Source organism: Bizionia sp., assembly GCF_048259285.1.
Classification (GTDB): domain Bacteria; phylum Bacteroidota; class Bacteroidia; order Flavobacteriales; family Flavobacteriaceae; genus Algorimicrobium; species Algorimicrobium hallyeonense.
Map to the genome: position 1 here is coordinate 1 of NZ_JBLXHU010000012.1, position 21,966 is coordinate 21,966.

Consider the following 21,966-nt stretch of genomic DNA (forward strand, 5'->3'; position numbering starts at 1 on the left):
CATTTCTACCCTTTTACAAACTTTTATTCATGTTTTTTTGAAATAATTTTCTTCTTGCACTGTATCAAGTGGTTACACATAACATTTTTACTAGTATAAATAGGTAATATTACCTTAGGCGCAGGATTTGTTTAAATCAGGTATTCTTTTTTGTCCAGTTACAAATCCAAATCAACGTATATATCGGGTAATATTATATTGTAATTATTACGTATTTATAGGAAGAAGTTCCAGACATAACCTATTATATAAGGTAGCGGCTTTACTAATTAGTTTTTAAATTTATACCTATATATATATTGTATGTAAAAATTTATCCTGTTATATTTGTCCTTTCATAATTACATACTATATAATGATAGATATTACATTGCCAGATGGCAGTATTAAGTCAGTTGAGAAGGGAACAACTTCCATGGACGTTGCAAAAAGCATTAGCGAAGGATTAGCTAGAAACGTTATTTCTGCAAAATTTAATGATACGGTTGTAGAAACCAAAACCCCATTAACAACAGACGGTACTCTTGTTTTATACACCTGGAACGATGATGAGGGTAAAAAAGCATTTTGGCATTCATCCGCACATATATTAGCTCAAGCAATTGAAACACTCTACCCTACTGCTAAGTTATGGGTTGGTCCGGCAATTGAAAATGGTTTTTATTATGATATTGATTTAGGAGAAGAAACCATATCTGATAAAGATTTTAAGCGTATTGAAGATAAGATGTTAGAAATAGCACGTGGAAAACATGAATTCAATATGCGGGAAGTTTCCAAACTAGAAGCGCTATCTTATTATAGAGATAAAAACAATTATAAATTAGATTTAATAGGGAACTTGGAAGATGGCACAATTACATTTTGCGATCATGACACATTTACAGATTTATGTCGTGGTGGCCATATTCCTAATACCGGAATTGTCAAAGCCGTTAAAATATTAAGTGTTGCTGGCGCTTATTGGAAAGGTGACGAAAACAATAAACAATTAACACGTGTTTATGGGATTTCATTTCCTAAACAAAAGGAATTAACAGAGTACCTTCACTTATTAGAAGAAGCAAAAAAACGCGATCATAGAAAGCTTGGAAAAGAGCTTGAACTTTTTACATTCTCCCAAAAAGTAGGTCAAGGTTTACCATTGTGGTTACCAAAAGGAGCTGCATTGCGGGAGCGTTTAGAGAATTTTCTTAAAAATGCGCAGAAAAAAGCTGGTTATGAAATGGTTGTTACACCGCATATTGGACAGAAAGAACTTTACGAAACATCTGGACACTATGAGAAATATGGTGAAGATAGCTTTCAACCTATACTAACACCTAAAGATGGCGAAGAGTTTTTATTGAAACCCATGAATTGCCCACACCACTGTGAGATATACAATAGTTTTCAGTGGTCTTATAAAGACTTACCAAAACGGTTTGCTGAATTTGGAACCGTTTATAGATATGAGCAAAGTGGAGAGTTACATGGCTTAACACGTGTAAGAGGTTTTACTCAAGATGATGCGCACATATTTTGTACGCCAGACCAATTAGATAAAGAGTTTAAAGATGTTATTGATTTAGTATTGTATGTATTTGGATCTTTAGGGTTTGATAACTTCACAGCACAAGTATCTTTACGCGATCCTGAAAATCCTGAAAAATATATTGGAAGTAATGAGAATTGGGAAAAAGCAGAAGCCGCTATTTTAAATGCCGCCAAGGACAAAAACTTAAATTATGTTGTAGAAACAGGCGAAGCTGCTTTTTATGGTCCAAAATTAGATTTTATGGTTAAAGATGCCCTTGGAAGACAATGGCAACTAGGCACCATTCAAGTCGATTATAATTTACCAGAACGATTTGAATTAACCTATAAAGGCAGTGACAACGAGCTACACAGACCCGTCATGATTCACCGTGCGCCTTTTGGTAGCATGGAAAGATTTGTAGCTATTTTACTAGAACACACCGCAGGTAACTTCCCATTGTGGTTGGTGCCTGAACAAGTAATTGTGTTATCTATTAGTGAAAAATATGAAAAATACGCGAAAAAAGTTTTAAATTCGCTAGAAAATGACGAAATTCGCGCCCTAATTGACAATAGAAACGAAACGATGGGTAAGAAAATTCGGGAAGCCGAAATGAAGAAGATCCCATATATGATTATTGTTGGTGAGAACGAAGAACAAGAAAATAAAATTTCTGTTCGTCAGCATGGAGGTGAAGATCTTGGCATGATTTCTGTACAAGGGTTTACTGAATTGTTGAACAAAGAAGTCAATAAAACATTAAAGAAATTTTAATAAAAAATAAGTTAAACTAAAATTATAAGGCCATAGCAATACGTAGAAGAAGACAAGCTCCTCGTCGAGTAAATCAAGAAGATCAGCACAAAATCAACACTAAAATTAGGGTTGAAAAAGTGCGTTTAGTAGGTGACAATGTTGAAGTAGGTGTCTACCCAACAAAAGAAGCATTGGCAATAGCTGATGAGCAAGGGCTTGACCTTGTTGAAATATCGCCAAAAGCAGATCCTCCTGTTTGTAAAGTGATGGATTATAAAAAGTTTCTTTACGAACAAAAGAAACGTGAAAAGGTTTTAAAAGCGAAAGCTTCAAAAGTTGTTGTAAAAGAAATTCGTTTTGGTCCTCAAACTGATGATCATGATTACGAGTTTAAAAAGAAACATGCCGAGAAGTTTTTGCAAGAAGGTGCAAAGCTAAAAGCTTTTGTATTTTTTAAAGGCCGATCCATTGTTTTTAAAGAACAAGGACAAATTCTATTATTGCGTTTAGCGCAAGATTTAGAAGATTTAGGCAAAGTAGAACAAATGCCGAAGCTGGAAGGTAAACGAATGACGATGTTTATTGCTCCAAAAAAATCAAAATAACAAAAATGCTGTTCTCGACGCTTCGAGACAGATTGAAGATAGTAAGCGAAATAACTTAAACTAGGAAGAAAAATGCCTAAAATGAAAACCAAATCTAGTGCCAAGAAAAGATTTAAAATTACTGGTACTGGTAAAATTAAAAGAAAGCACGCTTTTAAGAGTCACATCTTAACAAAGAAATCTAAAAAGCGTAAGTTAGCATTAACTCATAGTACGTTAGTACATGACAATGATGTTAACAGCATTAAGGAACAATTACGATTAAAATAATTGTAAAAACGTTCGGTTAGAATTATTTATAAACCCTGGAGTTAGGCTCAAAAAAGTATCTGAAAAAGATCGCCTACTACAAAAAAATTTAAAATTATGCCAAGATCAGTAAATTCTGTTGCCAAAAGAGCCAGAAGAAAAAAGGTGCTTAAACAAGCAAAAGGTTACTTCGGACGTCGTAAAAACGTTTGGACAGTAGCAAAAAATGCGGTTGATAAAGCGATGCAATATTCGTACAGAGACCGTAGAGTTAAAAAGAGAACATTCCGTACATTATGGATCCAACGTATTAACGCTGGAGCTAGACAACATGGTATGTCTTACTCACAGTTTATGGGTAAAATGAAAGCTAACAATATCGAATTAAATCGTAAAGTTTTAGCTGATTTAGCCATGAATAACCCAGATGCATTTGCAGCTGTAGTAAAGAAAGTAAAGTAAGGCGTTTCGCCTATTGTAAAACATATTTCGCTTATAAAAAATCCGATTCTTAATTGAATCGGATTTTTTTATGCTTTAAAATAAAAACAGCGAAATCCAAAACTGAATATCGCTGCCTCATGCTAATTAATCAAATCCCTTAATTTAATTAATGTTGAGTATTTAAACCCATGATAAATTGACTGTAATAGCTTTACAGAACTAAACTATAACTAATTTTACTCCTCACAAAAAAGACGTTTTGAAATGCAGCACTTTGTATGTGAATGCAATATAACACGGCTTTTCATATTTCTATTTTATAATATATCACATAGAGGCATTCATAAAAAAAACAGCGATATCAATTCTGATAGTCGCTGTTTTCAACTTAACCTAAATAGCCTGTTTAATTATTGAGTTCATTAGTACTTTATAACTCTTTTAATAATTTCGTTTTGATTTACTTCTATTTTTAAAAGATAAACACCATCCTCATAGTTGCTCAAATCAATGATAGATTTCGTGGTCGTTTCTGTTGTATTCAATAATAACCTTCCGTTCAAATCATAAAGTGAAATTTTTGATTCCAATGCATTCGGAAAGCTAATGGAAACATTACCACTTGTTGGGTTTGGATACACGTGAATATTTTTTAAAGCTTCCACCTCTTCTAAACCTAAAGTTTCTTGAACATTTACAACAATTTCTACACGTGCACTTTCGCATCCATTTGCATTTGTACTAGCTACCCAATAGGATGCTGATCCAACTGTAGATGTATCTGGTGTAGGAGCTGTTGTTGAACCAGTCCCTCCAGTTTCTGTTGTGTACCATAATAAACCTGTACCATTAGAACCTGTTGTTGCTGTTAGAGGAGTTGCTGTATCGTTTTGGGTATACGTTACTGGAGTCGTAACTGTCGCTTCAGAAGGAATTATTGAACCTGTTGTTACAGGAGAACCTGCTAACCAGTTAGATGTGCTTCCTGTTAAAGTAAAATTGTTTAAGGTTCCATTGTTAGCATTTGCTGTATGGTCTGTTAATGTCGTTTCAGAAGTGTTATCTTCTGAGTCAAGCCCTTGGTTAAAATTGTAATACGCAACTAAACCTGTTTCAGTGCCATCTAATTCACAATCTTTTGAACCATTTATTTGTTCTGCTGTTCTAGTAACATTCCAAATACGGATATCATCCATATTACCTGTAAAAAAACGACCAGGATATATTGGATTGTTTCCTATTAACACCGTCTGTGCATTGTTATTAATAATACCAGAAGCGGGAGCTTGAGTTTCTAATACACCATCTATATAAATCTTAATAGCGTTACCACCAAAAGTTGCAGCTATATGATGCCAATTACCATCGTTTATATTTGAAATTGAATTAATTTCTTGTACAGGTGTTACGCCGCTACATGTAAAATTCACAGTTCCTGAATCATTTAAATGCAACCTCCAACTATCATCCCCTTTTACCACTAAAGCATCCCATTGTTGCGGCATCACGCTTGAATTCACCCAAAGCTCTACAGTCATTTGATTTGTAAAATCGAAATTGGCCTCATTTGGAATACTAAGCTGATCATTAACACCGTCAAAATTTAAATGGGTTGCTGGTGGTGGTGGTAAAATAGTCCCAAAATTTTGCCAAACTGGTGCTGCTTGATAAGTTGCTACTGTTCCAGCAGGAACATTTAAAGTTGCCATACCAATATTTACACCTGTAAAAACATTGCTATTAATAGACAACGGTGTTACCCATTCGACTGTAACCGAGGTCAAAGTATTACAAAATTCAAATGCATTAATACTAATATTTGTGACTGAACTAGGAATAACCACAGAAGTTAAACTAAAACACGCATTAAATGAAAGCTGTCCAATACTTGTAACAGAATCCCCCATGTCTACAGCGGATAAATTTGTACAAAATCGAAACGCACTATTCCTTATTTCAGTAACGGTATTTGGTATTGTAATTGAAGTTAAAGTGGTGCTATTTTGAAACGCAGCATCTAAAATTGAAACGACAGTATAAGTAACACCAGCGTTTTGAACTGTTGAAGGAACTATTAATTCCCCCACATAACTTGCAGACGAAGTAACACCCACTGTATTGTTAGTTGTTGAAATAACAGAATAATTAACGCCACCTACAGAAAAGGTTTGAGCGGAAGCTGCAGTTACAAACAATACAGCAAAAATTAAAAGTAATTTTAGTTTCATAAAAAATTTAGTTTGAATTAATTGTCGACCAAAACTAAATTTTTATCCATGAACTGCAAATAAACAGGGATGAAATACAGTTGTTTGTATGTAAAATACTACTTAAAGCCTTTTATATAGGTTCGGGATAATGGAATTTCTACATCATTAACAAATACGGAAGAGGCTGTTATACGAAGCACTTTACTTTTATTTACAACATATGACCGATGGGTTTGTTTAAATATATCTGATGGTAATTGTTTAAAAATAGTACTTAAGGACTGCCTAATTGTATATTTTTTAGAAGTTGTATAAATATTACTATAATTACCGTCAGCCATAATGTATTTAATAGCATCATATTCTAAATTCACAATGTCATATCCATCTTTAAACTGAAAACTTTGCTTTTGTTTTTTCTGAATAGCTAAACTAATGGATGCCAAAACATCTACTTTTTTAATGGGTTTTGTTAAATAAGCATCTGGATTCGTTTTTAAGGCTTCATTCATTAATGCAAAATCAGACTGTCCTGTGATAAAAATAACCGTTGCGTTCGTGTTTTTAGATTTTGATAATTCAATCCCGTCATTAAAACCACTTAAGTTGATATCCATTAAAATAATATCTGGTAGAAAGGAAGCCATTTCATGTAAAGCGGAGTTCTTATCGTGAACTATTTTTAAATTAGAAAATTGTTCATCCTGTAACAAATCAGCAATATATTCCGCTATAATCACATCATCCTCTACAATAAGGACTTTAGTGTTTTGGTAACTAGTCATTAGTAATGTGTTTTTCAAATGAAAAAGAGAACCCATTATCGGTTTCTATTTGATACTCTATTTTTAACTGACGGCAAATTTTATCAATTAGTTTTGGCTTGACCTCTTTATTTTTTTCGCGTGAACCTGTATCGGAATAATTAAAATACATCCTGTTTTCTTTGTGAGTCAATCTGAAATTTACCGTTTTACTGTCTTCCTTATCAAAGGCATGTTTAATGGAATTGATACACAACTCTGAAAGCAGTAAGCCAAAATACATGGCATGATCTGAAGAAATATCAACAGAATCGATTTTAAAATCGGTTTGAATATCGTTCTCCTTAAAGACCTCGAAGAAGCTAACTTTTACATCATTCAAATAGTTTGCAACATCTACTTTACTTTTATCCCTATTTTTATACAAATGCTTATGCAAGGTTGAAATAGCATCTACTTTTGTTAATATACTTTTAAGCTGGAACGCATTGTCTGGTGATGATTTTTTTAACTGATCTGAAATAAGAATAACAACAAGTTGTAAGTTGTTATTAATTCGGTGATTGGCTTCGCTTAATAAAAACTCATTTTCTTGTGACAGTAATTGTAACTTTCTGTTGCTCTTTTTTGTTTTTTGTAGAAAATAGGTGATCATTAATGTTACAACAATTGCTATTAAAAACAACCCCAATATAATATAAAGATTAATTTTATTCGAAGCTAATTCTTTATTTTTGTTTTTAATTTCAAGGTTACTAATTTTAATTTGATTTTCCTTTTCTGTAAGTTTATACTTTTCCTCAAGTTCAAATAAAAATTTATCATGCTCTTTTCTGTTATATGCATCTGTAAGCACCATACGATAGAGCAAATAATCGTATGCTTTTACATTATTACCTAGCTTTTTATAGGTTTCGTAAACGTTTATCGTTACAATTATTTCATTAAATAATAAGTCGTTGGCTTTTGTAAAATCTATAGCCTCCAACCCTATTTGTAAGGCTTTTTCTAATTGATTATCTTTAATTAAAGCATTGGTATAATTAATATAAACATCAGCTTGATGTTGTACCAAATTATTATTCTTGGCATATTCTAATAAATCTTTAAAATGGGTAATGGCTCCTTTTACATCTCCGCGCCGCTCATAAACACTAGCTAATTCTAATTTTGAATAAAATATATTACCCTTGTGATTTACCTTTTCTGCCAATTTTAAAGATTTATTAGCGTAAATCACAACGGAATCTAAATATCCAAAATGCTGAGAGAAAAGTGCTGCTTTTCGACCATAATAACTGGATAAATAATAATCGGCAATTGGGTTGTTTCTTTTTAAAATTTCGGCTTTGAGCTGATGATCTAATGCCTCTGAATAAAGTCCTCTTTTTCTATAAAACTCCATCATTTTAACATGATACAGGAATTTTAATTGGAGATCTTCTATTCGTTCAATCTCCTCATAGGCCTCCATTAAATACGCATTGGTTTTTTTAAAATCCAATTTCAATTTATAGGTATCGGCTAATCCTATTAGTAATTTTATTTTTTGTTCTGGACTTTGAGGTTCGGTTAAATGAGAATTATAAAACGAAATAGCATCATCCAACTTGTTTTCATAAATCAGGTTTTGACCATAACTTATAATGGAATCATTTTGAGAAAATGATAATAGCGAAAAAAGTAAAAAAAGAAAAGCGATAGTATGCTTCATTCTAGGTCTTTTGTTTCTTTTTCCTAGCGGCTGGAAATAGCACGTTATTAAGAATTAATCGGTATCCAGGTGATGTTGGATATAAGTCCAATTCCGTTTTCGGATCACCAACTTTATGGGTATAATCCTCGGGATCATGACCACCATAAAAGGTAAAAAAACCTTTCCCTTTAACTCCATGTATGTATTTGGCTTCTCCATTGGTTTTGTTTTCACCTAAAACTAACACATTTGCCTTTATTTGATCTCGACTATACGAGGTAGTTTGTCCCATAAAGCCTTTAACTAAAGCTGTATGATTTTGATTTAACATAGTTGGAATTGGATCCCATTTTGCCGAAAAATCCATTAACGTAAAATAATCCGTCATCTTTGGTATTCTACGTTTTGTTGTCATATCAATAGAGGAGAACTCATAGACGTTAGGATCCCTTTCTAAAATATAGTCTTTAAATGCGAAGGTTCTAGCATAATCAATTTTACTTTGATAGTTAGCATCACTAGGGTCGCCATCAAACATGGGTTCGCAAATATCAACACCATCGGCAGATAATGCAATATCAAAACTATCCGTAGCACTACACATGGCAAACATAAACCCACCGCCAATAACATAATCTCTAATCTTGTTGGCAACCGCTAATTTCTGATTGGAAACCTTATCATAGCCTAGCCGTTTTGCCAGAGCTTCGGCAGCTTTCTTTTCTTCAATATACCAAGAAACCGCTTTGTAGTTGGCGTAAAACTTTCCGTATTGCCCAGTAAAATCTTCATGATGTAAATGCAACCAGTCATATAATAACAAGGCATCATTCAATACTTCCTCATCATAAATGGTTTCATAAGGAATTTCAGCATAGGTTAAAACCATAGTTACGGCATCATCCCAAGGTAAATTCCCTTTTGGTGAATACACAGCAATTTTGGGTGCTTTTTCAAGCACAACGGATTCCATATTTTTACTCGGACTACTAATTTCTGTAAGAATAGCTTCTGCTTTAGAATCCGAAAGAACTTCAAAGGATACACCACGAATTTGACATTCCCGACGAATGCGTTCCGTATCTGGAAGCAAAAAGGATCCACCTCTGTAATTCAACAACCAATTTACTTTTAGTTGATTATCCAAAGTCCAATAGGTAATACCGTAAGCCTTCAGATGATTTTTCTGGCCTTCGGCATCCATAGGAATTAAAATATAGGATGCAAAACTATTTAAGGTGAACAAAAACAGCAAGAGAACGGTTAACTTTTTCATAGTTGAAAGATACTGAAAATATAGACCTTTCAAATTAATTTAAAATAATTTTAACCTCAATAATGGTCTAGTTTTTACCTGATAATAAATTAGCAATTACTTTAGTACTTTCAAACTGTTCCAACATGATTTTTAAGAAAACAGTGATTGGAATAGCCATAATTAAACCTGGAACTCCCCAGATATAGCCCCAAAGCATAAGCATAACTAAAACAGTTATAACGTTTAATGAAAACGATTTCCCCATAAAAATCGGTTCAAGTATAGAACCAAAAAGAACCTGAACACCTGTTATTGAAACCACAAAGAAGAATAAAATGCTCGTAGGATCTAACTCAATAAAGGCAAATGCTGATAATAAAACCACGGTAATAATGGAACCTACCATTTGTACAAAATTTATTAAAAACGCAAATAATCCCCAGAATATGGGAAAGCTAACATCAAAAAACAGACAGGCCAAACCGGTTCCAATTCCAGTGGCTAAACTAACGGCAAATTTAACTTTGACAAACGTTATTAAATCATTTTCAATTTTAATAAAGGTTTTTACAGAGGTGTGTTTCAGTTTAAGTAAAGTGTTGTTCAGTACTTTTTGAATATTAATAGACTCGGCTAGCCATAAGACAACAAAAAATATGGTCATTAAAATCATCGTTAAAGTTTTCCGAACAAAATCAATAGTAACCCCAATTGTTTCCTCGTGAATGAATTTTTTAAAGAAGCTTTCTTTACTATCAACCTCAATTCCAAAGGTTTCATTCCCCATAAGTAAAAGGGCATCAAATTTTTCTTCAGCCTTTACAAAAAATTCCGTTTCCGAATTTAAGATTTCACGACCTGAAACTTTAACGAGTTCCAGACCAATTTTTAAACCAATAGCTATTAAGAGAACCACTATTATTATGCTTATTGCTCTTGGAATTTTCTTTCTACCTAACCAACGCATGAGCGGTAAAAATAGTAAGGCAATAAACATGGAGAAAATCAACGGAATAAATATAAACGAAAGTATTTTCAGTAAAAAAAACACCAACGGAATTACGATGATGGATAATAATATATTTGTAGTACGCAACTGGTTCATATAAAAGCCACAATTAAATGGAATTGCAAAATTAAGTCAAAAACATGGTATGCCTGCTAAAAGTTAGGACAATTTTAAGTTTTTAAAATTAGAAAGAAAATGTTTAAAATGAGTTGCGCCAATCCGTCGAGTTTAAAAAGGAACATCATTATCATCTGGAGCACCAAAGGCATCATTAGGCGATGGAAAATGGTCTGCTTTAAATGTGTTATCATTTGCGGCCTCGTTCATTTTGGAATGAAATTCATGATCAAATGGCGTATCAAAATCATCTAAATTATCAAACTTACCAAGATTACCAATAAATTTCAGCCGGATGTTATCCAATCCACCGTTTCTGTGTTTGGCAATAATAAATTCGGCCTGACCTTCTGTTGGCGAACGTTCATCATCATCCCATTCATCAATTTTATAATATTCTGGACGGTAAATAAAACTCACAATATCCGCATCCTGCTCAATAGCACCAGATTCACGTAAATCTGATAGTAACGGGCGTTTACTTCCACCACGCGTTTCAACAGCACGCGATAATTGAGATAAAGCAATTACTGGTACACTTAATTCTTTAGCCAAAGCTTTTAAGTTTCGAGAAATTGTAGAAATTTCTTGTTCACGGTTTCCGCCTTTCTGACTTCCTCCGGCCGTCATTAATTGTAAATAATCCACCATGATTAATTTAATACCATGTTGAGATGCTAAACGTCTGGCTTTTGCTCGTAAATCGAAAATAGAAAGGGATGGTGTATCATCAATAAACAAAGGTGCTTTTTCCAGACCCTTAACTTTTACGTTTAATTGTTCCCACTCGTGCTTTTCTAGTTTACCTGTACGTAATTTCTCTGAAGACAAACCTGTTTCACTCGAAATTAAACGCATAATTAATTGTACTGAAGCCATCTCTAAAGAAAAGAAAGCCACAGGAATATTTTGATCTACAGCAATATTTCTGGCCATAGATAAGGTTAAAGCGGTTTTACCCATACCAGGACGGGCTGCCACGATAATTAAATCACTTTCTTGCCATCCCGAAGTTAACTTATCCAATTTGGTAAAACCTGTTGGAATACCACTTAAGCCGTCTTTATTAGAAATTTCTTCAATTTTTTTCTTGGCTTGAATTACCAAACTTTGAGCGGTTTCACTGGATTTTTTAATATTTCCTTGTGTGACTTCGTATAATTTAGCTTCCGCTTTATCTAATAAATCAAAAACATCTTGCGTTTCGTCGTATGAATCTTCTATAATTTCACTCGAAATTTTTATTAAACTTCGTTGAATAAATTTCTGTAAAATAATACGGGCATGGAACTCAATATGTGCAGAAGATGACACTTTTTGTGTAAGCGAAATCAGGTAAAAATCGCCACCAGCAACATCCAGTTTTAAATTTTTCTTTAACTGACTTGAAACGGTTAATAAGTCAATGGGCTCACTATTTTCAAATAACTGAAAAATGGCTTCAAAAATATGTTGATGTGCTTCTTTATAGAATGCATCAGGACTCAAAATATCAATAACCTCATCAACACCTTTTTTGTCAATCATCATAGCGCCAAGAACAACTTCCTCTAAATCAATAGCTTGCGGTGGTATTTTACCTTTTTCAAGACTGATTAAAGTGCTTTTGTCTACGGGATATCCCTTTATTTGATTCGGTTGTTTCATAGGAGCGAAAGTAATTAAAAGGTTGCTATAATGATAGCAGTTTTAGAGTTTCGTTGTTAACCATAAGTTAACAATTTAACTGTTAATAAGTCGATTATATTGTTAATAAGCATAAAAAAATCTGAAATAAAAAATTTCAGATTTTAAAGTTGTATAGTATGAAAAGGATTAGCCTTTAAAAACACCCATATTCATATATTTATCCATTCTATTTTTCACTAATTCTTTTGATGATAAGTTTTTAAGCTCCTCAAAAGATTTTAAAATAGCATCACGAACCGATAAAAAAGTTGTTTCACGATCACTATGAGCACCACCAAGTGGTTCCTTAATAATCTGATCTACTAATTTCATTCGTTTCATATCTGTAGCCGTCAATTTTAAGGCATCGGCAGCTAATTCCTTATATTCCCAGCTGCGCCATAGGATAGACGAACAAGATTCAGGTGAAATTACGGAATACCAGGTGTTCTCCAACATCATGACTTTATCTCCTACACCAATTCCTAACGCACCACCTGAGGCACCTTCACCAATTATAACGGTAATAATTGGTACTTTTAAGCGTGTCATTTCTAATATATTTCTAGCAATTGCCTCTCCTTGGCCGCGTTCTTCCGCTTCCAATCCCGGATAAGCACCTGGTGTATCAATTAAGGTAATGACAGGAATACCGAATTTTTCAGCAGATTTCATTAAACGCAATGCTTTTCTGTAACCTTCAGGATTGGCCATTCCAAAGTTTCGGTATTGGCGTGTTTTGGTATTATACCCTTTTTGTTGGCCAATAATCATGAAACTTTGATCACCAATTTTACCTAAACCACCAATCATGGCTTTATCATCCTTAACGTTTCGATCGCCATGAAGCTCTAAAAACGATTCACCACAAAGTGCTTTTACATAATCCAATGTATATGGACGGTTTGGATGACGTGACATTTGTACACGCTGCCAAGGCGTTAAATTTTTGTATATATCTTTTTTAGTAGCAATCAGCTTCTTTTCAATCTGCTTACAAGTCTCGGTTACATCTACTTCACTCTCCGTACCTATTATCTCGCATTTCTGTAACTGCTCTTCAAGTTCTTTAATGGGAAGTTCAAATTCTAAATATTCCATAGGAATTTTTAATTTAAATTAGTTAGCCTACAAACCTACATATTTTTTTCATTTTAAACCGAAGTAAAAAGACGAAATATTAGGCATGCATAACGCTTTTTACAAAAGTACTAATTACCAATTACATGGTAAAAGCATTATTAATTTTATGACAACATGGTTATTTTATTCCGACGATTTCTTCTATTTTTTAATATGCCGTTAAGTACCACAACACTAATTATAATGGAAGCTCCAATGTAAAAATTAGTGCTCATCTTTTCTTTTTCCGGAAAAATAAGTATGGCCAAAATGATGCCGTAAATGGGCTCCAAATTATAGGTTAACACAACCGTGAATGGACTTATGTAGCGCATTACATATACCGAAGCTATAAATGCATAGGCGGTACATACGGAAGCCAAAATTAAAAGGTAGATTATATCCGATAGATGGAGGGCGAAAAATTCTGAAGAAAAACCATTTCCGGCAAAAAACAAATACAGGCTTATAAAAATGACTCCACTAATAAACTCATAAAATGAAATGACCGTTGCCGAATGCTTCTCTAAAAACTTACCGTTTAAAACAGCAAAAAGTGATGATAAGAAAGCTGAAACAATACCTAAAACAATACCTAACCAATAATGAAGTTCACTTTGTGTGATTACATAAACCCCAATTATAACGAGAATCCCAAATAGGATTTCATATCCTATCAATTTTCGTTTATAAATTAAGGGCTCTATAAAGGAAGCAAAGAAGGCTCCAGTAGAAAACATGGCTAAAGTAATAGATATGTTAGACACTTTTATTGCTGCAAAAAACGTAATCCAATGTAGGGCTATAACAATACCCGCAAAACCTAGCATGAGCATAGATTGACGTGATATTCTAATTTTTGCTTTGGAAAAATAGACATAAACACCCATAAAAATTAGGGCAATAAGCATGCGATACCAAACAAGAGAAACTGCCTCAATAGAAATTAACTGTCCTAGTATAGCTGTAAATCCAGCAATAAAAACCAACAGATGTAAATGTGCGTAGTTTTTTAATTTATCGTTTAGCATTATACAAGAGGTAAGAAGCTAATATACCGAATAATATATTTGGAAACCACACAGCAATAAGTGGCGGAAAATCTGATTGCGATGCCAACACACCAAATATCTTATCAAAGAATACAAATACCATGGCAATACCAATACCAAACGCCAGGTTTACGCCCATGCCTCCTCGCCTTTTAATAGATGAAACAGAAAGGGCAATAATGGTTAAAATAAATACGGAAACGGGTAAACTCCAAATTCTATACTTCACTAATTTGTAACGGCTAATATAAGATGAACCACGTGCCTCTTCTTTTTCAATAAACCTATTTAATTCGCCATATTGAAGGGTTTCCGCAATATATTCTACAGGTGTTAAATCTTCTAAATCAAAATCAAAATGAACATTTTTCCGACGGCTTTCTTCCAGAATATCATCACCATCACCTATGGTTCTTTTTACGTAATTAGTTAGCCTGTAGGTAGAGTCTTCTTCTTCATAACGAATTGTATTTGCCGTAATTTTGTAAATCACTCGATCATTTTCAATATGTTCTAAAGTGAAATTTTGCCCTAATTTTTGTTTTGTATCAAAACTACTTACATAAATATAATCGTTGTCATTAATCTGCCTATAAACATTTTGATTATCTATAGGACTTTTATTCGTTTTTAAGTACTTGTAATTAAAATCATTAAAACCCTTACTCGCTTCCGGCGCTAAATATAAACCTAAAATTAAAGCCAAAATTGAAACGATAGTTGCGCCAATTAAATAGGGTCTTAAAAAACGAGTAAAAGAAACACCAGAGCTTAAAAAGGCGATAATTTCTGTGTTATTTGCTAATTTGGAGGTAAACCAAATAACAGACAAAAATAAAAATAACGGGAATAATAGATGTGCAAAGTAAATAGTAAAATCTAGAAAATACAGCATGACCTCACCAAAAGGTGCTTCATTCTCTAAAATTTTACCAATCTTTTCGGCTAGGTGAACCGTTATTCCTATTGGAATAAACAGTAACAACATAACAAAAAATGTAAAGAGATAACGTTTTAATATGTACCAATCTAATATTTTCAATTTCTGTAGCTTCTAAATTAAAGGCGGTTATCCATTTGTTTTACCATCTTATCTTTCCAAGTGGCAAAATCTCCTGCTAATATATGTTTTCTCGCTTCACGAACCAACCACATATAAAAACCTAAATTATGAATGGTAGCAATTTGTTTTCCTAACAATTCATTAACCGTAAACAAATGTCTTAAATAAGCTTTGCTATATTCGGTATCAACAAAGGTGATTCCCATGTCGTCAATAGGCGAAAAATCTTCACGCCATTTTAGGTTTTTAATGTTTATGGAACCATGAGCCGTAAAAAGCATCCCATTCCGTGCATTTCTAGTAGGCATGACACAGTCAAACATATCAACACCTAAGGCTATATTTTCTAAAATATTAATTGGCGTTCCAACTCCCATTAAATATCGGGGTTTATCTTCAGGTAAAATAGCAGTTACTACTTCTGTCATGCCGTACATTTCTTCGGCGGGTTCACCAACCGATAATCCTCCAATAGCATTACCTACTGCTCCTGCATTGGCAATATATTCTGCCGATTGTTTTCGTAGATCCTTGTACGTACTTCCTTGAACTATTGGAAAAAAAGCTTGATCATACCCGTATTTTAGTGGTGTTTTTTCCAAATGATTAATACATCTATCCAACCATCTATGCGTCATGTGCATGGATCGTTTGGCGTATCTATAATCGCATGGATATGGTGTACACTCATCAAAAGCCATAATAATATCAGCACCAATAGAACGTTGAATTTCCATGACGTTTTCAGGTGTAAAGAAATGGTAACTTCCATCAATATGACTTTTAAATTTAACCCCTTCTTCCTTAATTTTTCTATTTGCAGATAGGGAATATACTTGGTACCCACCAGAGTCGGTTAAAATATTCCGGTCCCAATTCATAAATTTATGTATTCCACCCGCTTTTTCCAATACATCTGTTTGTGGACGTAAGTATAAATGGTAGGTGTTTCCTAAAATTATATCGGGATTAATTTCATTCTTGAGGTCACGCTGATGCACACCTTTTACGGTTGCAACGGTTCCTACAGGCATAAAAATTGGTGTTTCAATTACACCATGGTCCGTTGTTAATTTTCCGGCCCTCGCTTTTGTTTTCGGGTCCGTTGCTTTTAAGTCAAATGTCATATTCAAATTATCATGAGAGGGCAAATATAAATAAGATATTACGATGTACTTCTTAATAAAAACAAAATTGTTAGCAAATGCATTGAAATCGTTAATAAATGCACTTAAACTCTTATAATAAATCTAGATAAAGCGTTATTTTTGCAACATAAAAATAACAACACACACATGTCAAACACACAACAATTAGAAAATTTAACAACCCAGGTACGTAGAGATATTTTACGTATGGTACACAAGGTAAACTCTGGACACCCAGGAGGTTCATTAGGTTGTGCCGAATTTTTTGTAGCACTTTACCAAGATATCATGGACCGTAAGGACGGATTTGATATGGATGGTTTTGGTGAAGATTTATTCTTTTTATCAAACGGTCATATTTCACCGGTATATTATAGTGTTTTAGCGCGTTCGGACTATTTTCCAGTAGATGAATTAAATACATTCAGATTAATTAACTCCCGTTTGCAAGGACACCCAACTACACACGAAGGTTTACCAGGTATTCGTATTGCCTCCGGATCATTAGGTCAAGGTATGTCTGTTGCTTTAGGGGCTGCACAAGCAAAAAAATTAAATAATGATACTCATTTAGTTTACAGCTTACATGGTGATGGCGAACTTCAAGAGGGTCAAAACTGGGAAGCTATAATGTACGCAGCCGGTAATAAGGTTGATAATATTATTTCAACTATCGACTTAAACAGTCAACAAATTGATGGTTCTACGGATGATGTATTACCAATGGGCAGTTTAAAAGCCAAGTTTGAAGCGTTTGATTGGACGGTTGTGGAGATTGAGGACGGTAATAATATAGACGCTATATTAAAAGGAATGGCTGAAGCAAAATCTAAAACAGGACAAGGCAAACCCGTTTGTGTTTTGCTAAAAACCGTTATGGGTAATGGTGTCGATTTTATGATGCATACACATGCATGGCACGGAAAAGCACCTAATGACGAGCAATTAGCAATAGGTTTAGAACAAAACCCAGAGACTTTAGGCGATTATTAATTAAAAAGACTTCCACTTTGGTGGACATACAAATGAAAACATATACAAACACAGGAAATAAAGATACACGTTCAGGTTTTGGAGCTGGATTAACCGAACTAGGAAAAACCAATGAAAATGTTGTGGCTCTTTGTGCGGATTTAATTGGTTCGTTAAAAATGGATGATTTTAAAAAGAACCATCCCGAACGTTTTTTTCAAGTCGGTATTGCGGAAGCCAACATGATTGGACTAGCAGCTGGTTTAACTATTGGTGGTAAAATTCCATTTACAGGAACCTTTGCTAACTTTTCAACTGGTCGTGTTTACGATCAAATTCGTCAGAGTGTTGCATATTCAGGTAAAAATGTGAAAATTTGTGCATCGCATGCGGGCTTAACTTTAGGTGAAGATGGTGCTACACACCAGATTTTAGAAGATATTGGTTTAATGAAAATGTTACCCGGCATGACGGTTATTAATCCTTGTGATTACAACCAAACCAAAGCTGCAACTATTGCTATAGCAGAACATGAAGGTCCTGTTTATTTAAGGTTTGGACGCCCAAGTGTGGCCAACTTTACACCTGCTGACCAAAAATTTGAAATTGGTAAAGCCCTACATTTATTGGATGGTACTGATGTAACGATTGTGGCAACGGGTCATTTAGTTTGGGAAGCTCTTGAAGCTGCTAAAACTTTAAATGAGAAAGGTATTTCTGCTGAAGTAATTAACATTCACACCATAAAACCTTTAGATGATGCCGCTATTTTAAAATCAGTTAAAAAAACAGGTTGTATAGTGACGGCGGAAGAGCATAACCATTTAGGTGGTTTAGGGGAAAGTGTTTCCCGTGTATTAGCAACAAACTATCCAAAACCACAAGAGTTTGTAGCAACGAATGACACGTTTGGAGAGTCGGGAACGCCTGCTCAACTCATGGAAAAATATGGCCTAAATGCAGAAGCTATTGTAAAAGCGGCAGAAACTGTCGTGAAAAGAAAATAAACGAAATTTATTTTCGTTTAAAGGAGGTAATCAAAAAAACAAATAATTATGAAATATCTTGTTTTAAGTCTGGTTGCCTCCTTTTTATTTATAGGCACAGCAACAGCTCAAACCGCAAGTGGTTTTGGTTTTAAAGGTGGATTAAACTACAACGCAAATGGTAATTATTATGAATCGGCCGTTAGCGCTGCAGAAAAACCAGACCGGAATGTAGGCTACCATTTTGGTTTATTCTATAAAGCTGGAGGAAAGATTTTTGCCAAACCAGAATTGGTTTATACAGCCACCAAGAGTAAATATAATACTGGTGATTTTAAAATGCAAAAAATTGATGCTCCGCTATTGGTTGGTGTTCGATTTTTAAAAGTACTTAATGTTTTTGCCGGTCCTTCATTACAATATATTATCGACTCGGAATTTGATGGAATTAATATTGACTCCATAGAAAACGATTTTACGGTTGGACTCAATTTTGGCGTCGGTTTTAGCTTAAATAAAATTGGATTTGATTTACGTTATGAACGTGGTTTCAGTGATAATGAAGCCGTATTTGCCACGGATAACGGATTAAGTATTAGAAGAATAGACACACGTCCGGATCAACTCATTTTAAGTATTTCATTGTTACTCTAAAGTTGAAACGACATTATAAAAACAAAAAAACCGCAAATAGCGGTTTTTTTGTTTTTATTAAAGGCATAATTTATATTTCTGGAATGGTATCAATATCTAAATAATCTGGAATTCCATCTCCATCTCTATCTGTAACGATTACAGTTTTAATGGTTATAACACCATTATTTTCTGTACGTGAACCTTCAAATTCATTTTCAGCAAATACAGGCTCTGGATCACCCACCATAATAGTATATTCGCCATACTCTAATTCATCTTTTGTAAAATAGCCATCTCCATCATCATCATTATCTAAAAAGTCTGGTGTAAAATTGCCATTTGTATCATCATCATACACATCACCATTACCATCTATATCTTCCATCCATGACGGAATTCCATCAATATCATGATCCAAAATAGCACGTTTGTACAAATTAAATTTAAATATTAAAGGGGTATAACCTGGAACACCAACAAGTGGTTGATTAAAATAACCTAAACGCGAAGGAATAAAAACAGCGCCAATTCCGTGATTGTGGTATGACACAGGCCCATCATCATCTAAAGTATAGCTATCACTTGTTTTAAACTCAATAATCCCCTGTTGGAAACCTGGTACAACACCTGACGAAGAACCTACGGTTAATAAATTAAATTGAGACTCGTTTACAGCACTATCAAAAACAAAGTTATCTATTGTACTACTGCCTTCATAAATTAAAGTCGCTTGATCTGTAAAGTGGATTTCGTTACCAAGTCCTTCACGAACCTTTAAGTAATAAAGCTTATAATCAATACCATCAAAAGGGACAATTTTAAAATCTACCATATCCTTCAATGGTGTTTTATCAGCATTATCGCCTGCAATAGTGTCAAAAACTATGCGAAATGCATCATTCTCTAAACTGTAGGGACTATTTTCTTGAAATTCTTCATAATTATAAAAATGTGTTTGCAGATATGTTTCAATATCTTCAAGATCTTCTTCATAAACTTCAGTAGCATCCCTAAGGGGTGTAATCTCTGGTCCTCCATCATCCTTTTCACAGGCAGTAAATACCGCTGATACAATTAAAAGAAGAACTAATATTTTTCTTAATTTCATTATTGCTTATTTTTGTTGGCAAGATACAATTTTTAAATAATTTTGTACAACAACATTAACGTAGTTTTTAGACCTTTTGTATGCGAATAGATAAATTTTTATGGTGTGTTAGATATTTCAAAACAAGAACCATAGCCACAACAGCTTGCAAGAAAGGGCACGTAAAAGTGAATGGTGATTCTGTAAAACCTAGTCGCGATGTGTATGCAACAGATAAAATTGAGGTTCGAAAAGATCAAATTAACTACACCCTAACTATTAATGATTTACCACCAAACCGTGTTGGCGCTAAATTAGTTGATATTTATAGAACGGACACTACACCAAAAGAAGCCTTTGCAGCCAATGAATTACTAAAGTACTCTAAAGACTACTACCGAAAAAAAGGCACAGGAAGACCGACTAAAAAAGATCGTCGCGACATTGAAGAATATCGTGGTGAGAACGGAATTGAATCCGATATTTAAAAGAATTTATAATTATCTCTATTATCTTTGAAAAAACAGTTTTATGAAAACAACAGAAAAAAATACGATTTTAAATCACGATGAGATAGTTCATAAAATAAGACGTATTGCCTATCAAATTTGCGAAAGCAATGTGGATGAAGAAGAAGTTGTTTTGGCTGGCATTGACTCTAATGGGTACCTTCTAGCCAAGAAATTAAAAACCGTTTTAAATAAAATTTCGACAATCAACCCTATTTTATGTCGCGTAAAAATTGATAAGAAAAATCCGTTAAGCCCTATTACTACTTCTTTAGCGGTTTCAGATTACACAAATAAGTCCGTTATTTTAATTGATGACGTATTAAATTCTGGAACCACACTTATTTACGGAGTAAAACACTTTCTAGATGTGCCCTTAAAACAATTTAAAACGGCCGTTTTAGTGAACCGGAATCACAAAAAGTATCCTGTTAAAGCAGATTTTAAAGGAATTTCTTTATCCACCTCACTTCATGAACATGTTGATGTTATTTTGGAAGGGAAATTTTTTGAGGCCTCTTTAGATTAATTTTAGTAAAATATCTTCAATAATATCATCCGGCGATTTATTAGCATTGATATTTAAATCGGCTTGATTATAAAAGTTAAGTCGTTCAAAAATATGCTTCCCTACAAACTCCGTTGTTTCTTCTTGAGTTTTTAAATGGGCTACTAAAGGTCTGTTTGTTTTATTTAAAAAAAGACGCTTTCCTAATTCGGCTACAGAAACATTCAAGTAAATACTTTTACTGTTCGGTTGCTGTTTAATGAGCTTCATATTACTGCCATAACAAGGCGTCCCTCCTCCTAATGATAATATCATATCTTCTTGCTGTAAGAACGTCTCTAAATGCTTGGCCTCTATTTTACGAAAATATATTTCACCTTTGGTTTTAAAGATATCAGAAATAGACAAACCTTCTTTATTTTCAATATAATCATCTAAATCCTGAAACGGTTTCCTTAAAATCCTGCTTAATTTTTCACCAATTAGCGATTTTCCGGACGTCATATAACCTAATAAAATAATATTCATAATTAGCTTAAAAATTGATTATTAAAAAGATACGATCTTGGTCAACAAAAAAACAAAAAA

Annotated in this window: 21 protein-coding genes; 9 read left to right on the forward strand and 12 right to left on the reverse strand. The window is 33.7% G+C overall.

The annotated features are described in order from the left end of the window. The first annotated feature begins 355 nt into the window (after positions 1-355). The 4 genes from thrS to rplT all read left to right on the forward strand — a co-directional run bounded on the left by thrS (position 356) and on the right by rplT (position 3,591). Positions 356-2,293: a threonine--tRNA ligase gene (gene thrS / locus ACN0QX_RS07665; protein ID WP_417196123.1), complete on the forward strand. Its 1,938-nt coding sequence runs from the start codon at positions 356-358 to the stop codon at positions 2,291-2,293. A gap of 32 nt (positions 2,294-2,325) precedes the next feature. Next, positions 2,326-2,880, forward strand: a complete 555-nt coding sequence (infC, locus tag ACN0QX_RS07670) for a translation initiation factor IF-3 (protein WP_197503540.1) — start codon at positions 2,326-2,328, stop codon at positions 2,878-2,880. Positions 2,881-2,952: 72 nt separating this feature from the next. Then, positions 2,953-3,150: a 50S ribosomal protein L35 gene (gene rpmI / locus ACN0QX_RS07675; protein WP_092208693.1), complete on the forward strand. Its 198-nt coding sequence runs from the start codon at positions 2,953-2,955 to the stop codon at positions 3,148-3,150. Positions 3,151-3,246: 96 nt separating this feature from the next. Beyond that, positions 3,247-3,591: a 50S ribosomal protein L20 gene (gene rplT, locus ACN0QX_RS07680; protein ID WP_248398665.1), complete on the forward strand. Its 345-nt coding sequence runs from the start codon at positions 3,247-3,249 to the stop codon at positions 3,589-3,591. A 404-nt stretch (positions 3,592-3,995) separates the two neighbouring features. On the opposite strand, the gene ACN0QX_RS07685 is transcribed toward rplT, so the two are convergent. The 10 genes from ACN0QX_RS07685 to tgt all read right to left on the reverse strand — a co-directional run bounded on the left by ACN0QX_RS07685 (position 3,996) and on the right by tgt (position 16,659). Next, entirely contained in the window at positions 3,996-5,801 is a 1,806-nt protein-coding gene (locus ACN0QX_RS07685) for a LamG-like jellyroll fold domain-containing protein (RefSeq protein WP_417196125.1), read from the reverse strand. A gap of 98 nt (positions 5,802-5,899) precedes the next feature. After that, positions 5,900-6,568, reverse strand: coding sequence for a LytR/AlgR family response regulator transcription factor (locus tag ACN0QX_RS07690; RefSeq protein ID WP_248398661.1), 669 nt, complete (start codon positions 6,566-6,568; stop codon positions 5,900-5,902). Beyond that, positions 6,561-8,261 carry a tetratricopeptide repeat-containing sensor histidine kinase gene (locus tag ACN0QX_RS07695; protein WP_248398659.1) on the reverse strand — a complete coding sequence of 567 codons (1,701 nt, stop codon included), beginning with the start codon at positions 8,259-8,261 and terminating at the stop codon, positions 6,561-6,563. Before ACN0QX_RS07695 ends, ACN0QX_RS07690 begins: the two co-directional genes overlap by 8 nt. A 1-nt stretch (position 8,262) precedes the next feature. Beyond that, the gene (locus ACN0QX_RS07700; protein WP_417196231.1) at positions 8,263-9,447 is read right to left on the reverse strand and encodes an asparagine synthetase B; all 1,185 of its coding nucleotides are present in this window, start codon (positions 9,445-9,447) and stop codon (positions 8,263-8,265) included. Between the two features lie 139 nt (positions 9,448-9,586). Continuing rightward, complete coding sequence (locus ACN0QX_RS07705) at positions 9,587-10,606, reverse strand: AI-2E family transporter (protein ID WP_417196128.1); 1,020 nt, start codon at positions 10,604-10,606, stop codon at positions 9,587-9,589. Positions 10,607-10,738: 132 nt separating this feature from the next. Continuing rightward, entirely contained in the window at positions 10,739-12,274 is a 1,536-nt protein-coding gene (gene dnaB / locus ACN0QX_RS07710) for a replicative DNA helicase (protein ID WP_248398653.1), read from the reverse strand. Between the two features lie 168 nt (positions 12,275-12,442). Then, complete coding sequence (locus tag ACN0QX_RS07715) at positions 12,443-13,396, reverse strand: acetyl-CoA carboxylase carboxyltransferase subunit alpha (RefSeq protein WP_417196131.1); 954 nt, start codon at positions 13,394-13,396, stop codon at positions 12,443-12,445. A 146-nt stretch (positions 13,397-13,542) separates the two neighbouring features. Continuing rightward, a complete protein-coding gene (locus tag ACN0QX_RS07720) occupies positions 13,543-14,448 on the reverse strand; it encodes a DMT family transporter (RefSeq protein WP_417196133.1) in 906 nt (301 codons plus the stop codon). Next, complete coding sequence (locus ACN0QX_RS07725) at positions 14,435-15,511, reverse strand: LptF/LptG family permease (protein WP_376861253.1); 1,077 nt, start codon at positions 15,509-15,511, stop codon at positions 14,435-14,437. Before ACN0QX_RS07725 ends, ACN0QX_RS07720 begins: the two co-directional genes overlap by 14 nt. 17 nt (positions 15,512-15,528) lie before the next feature. Continuing rightward, positions 15,529-16,659, reverse strand: a complete 1,131-nt coding sequence (gene tgt / locus ACN0QX_RS07730) for a tRNA guanosine(34) transglycosylase Tgt (RefSeq protein WP_417196134.1) — start codon at positions 16,657-16,659, stop codon at positions 15,529-15,531. Positions 16,660-16,827: 168 nt separating this feature from the next. On the opposite strand from tgt, the gene ACN0QX_RS07735 reads away from it, so the two are divergent. From ACN0QX_RS07735 to ACN0QX_RS07745, 3 genes are read left to right on the forward strand one after another with little or no spacing between them, the layout of a single operon-like run. Then, positions 16,828-17,673, forward strand: coding sequence for a transketolase (locus ACN0QX_RS07735; RefSeq protein WP_417196135.1), 846 nt, complete (start codon positions 16,828-16,830; stop codon positions 17,671-17,673). A 32-nt stretch (positions 17,674-17,705) separates the two neighbouring features. After that, entirely contained in the window at positions 17,706-18,659 is a 954-nt protein-coding gene (locus ACN0QX_RS07740) for a transketolase family protein (RefSeq protein WP_417196136.1), read from the forward strand. 48 nt (positions 18,660-18,707) lie between these two features. Then, positions 18,708-19,292 (forward strand): outer membrane beta-barrel protein, encoded by a 585-nt coding sequence (locus ACN0QX_RS07745; RefSeq protein ID WP_417196137.1) that lies wholly within the window; start codon positions 18,708-18,710, stop codon positions 19,290-19,292. Between the two features lie 70 nt (positions 19,293-19,362). On the opposite strand, the gene ACN0QX_RS07750 is transcribed toward ACN0QX_RS07745, so the two are convergent. Beyond that, on the reverse strand, positions 19,363-20,382 hold the full coding sequence (locus ACN0QX_RS07750; protein ID WP_417196139.1) for an FKBP-type peptidyl-prolyl cis-trans isomerase: 1,020 nt from the start codon (positions 20,380-20,382) through the stop codon (positions 19,363-19,365). 80 nt (positions 20,383-20,462) lie between these two features. Between ACN0QX_RS07750 and ACN0QX_RS07755 the strand changes: the two genes are divergently transcribed. Both ACN0QX_RS07755 and ACN0QX_RS07760 read left to right on the forward strand, forming a co-directional pair. Then, entirely contained in the window at positions 20,463-20,849 is a 387-nt protein-coding gene (locus ACN0QX_RS07755) for an RNA-binding S4 domain-containing protein (protein WP_248398628.1), read from the forward strand. A 43-nt stretch (positions 20,850-20,892) separates the two neighbouring features. Continuing rightward, entirely contained in the window at positions 20,893-21,399 is a 507-nt protein-coding gene (locus ACN0QX_RS07760; protein WP_417196142.1) for a phosphoribosyltransferase family protein, read from the forward strand. On the opposite strand, the gene ACN0QX_RS07765 is transcribed toward ACN0QX_RS07760, so the two are convergent. Beyond that, positions 21,391-21,906 (reverse strand): shikimate kinase, encoded by a 516-nt coding sequence (locus ACN0QX_RS07765; RefSeq protein WP_417196144.1) that lies wholly within the window; start codon positions 21,904-21,906, stop codon positions 21,391-21,393. The two genes, ACN0QX_RS07760 and ACN0QX_RS07765, sit on opposite strands and share 9 nt — an antisense overlap. Positions 21,907-21,966: the final 60 nt, after the last annotated feature.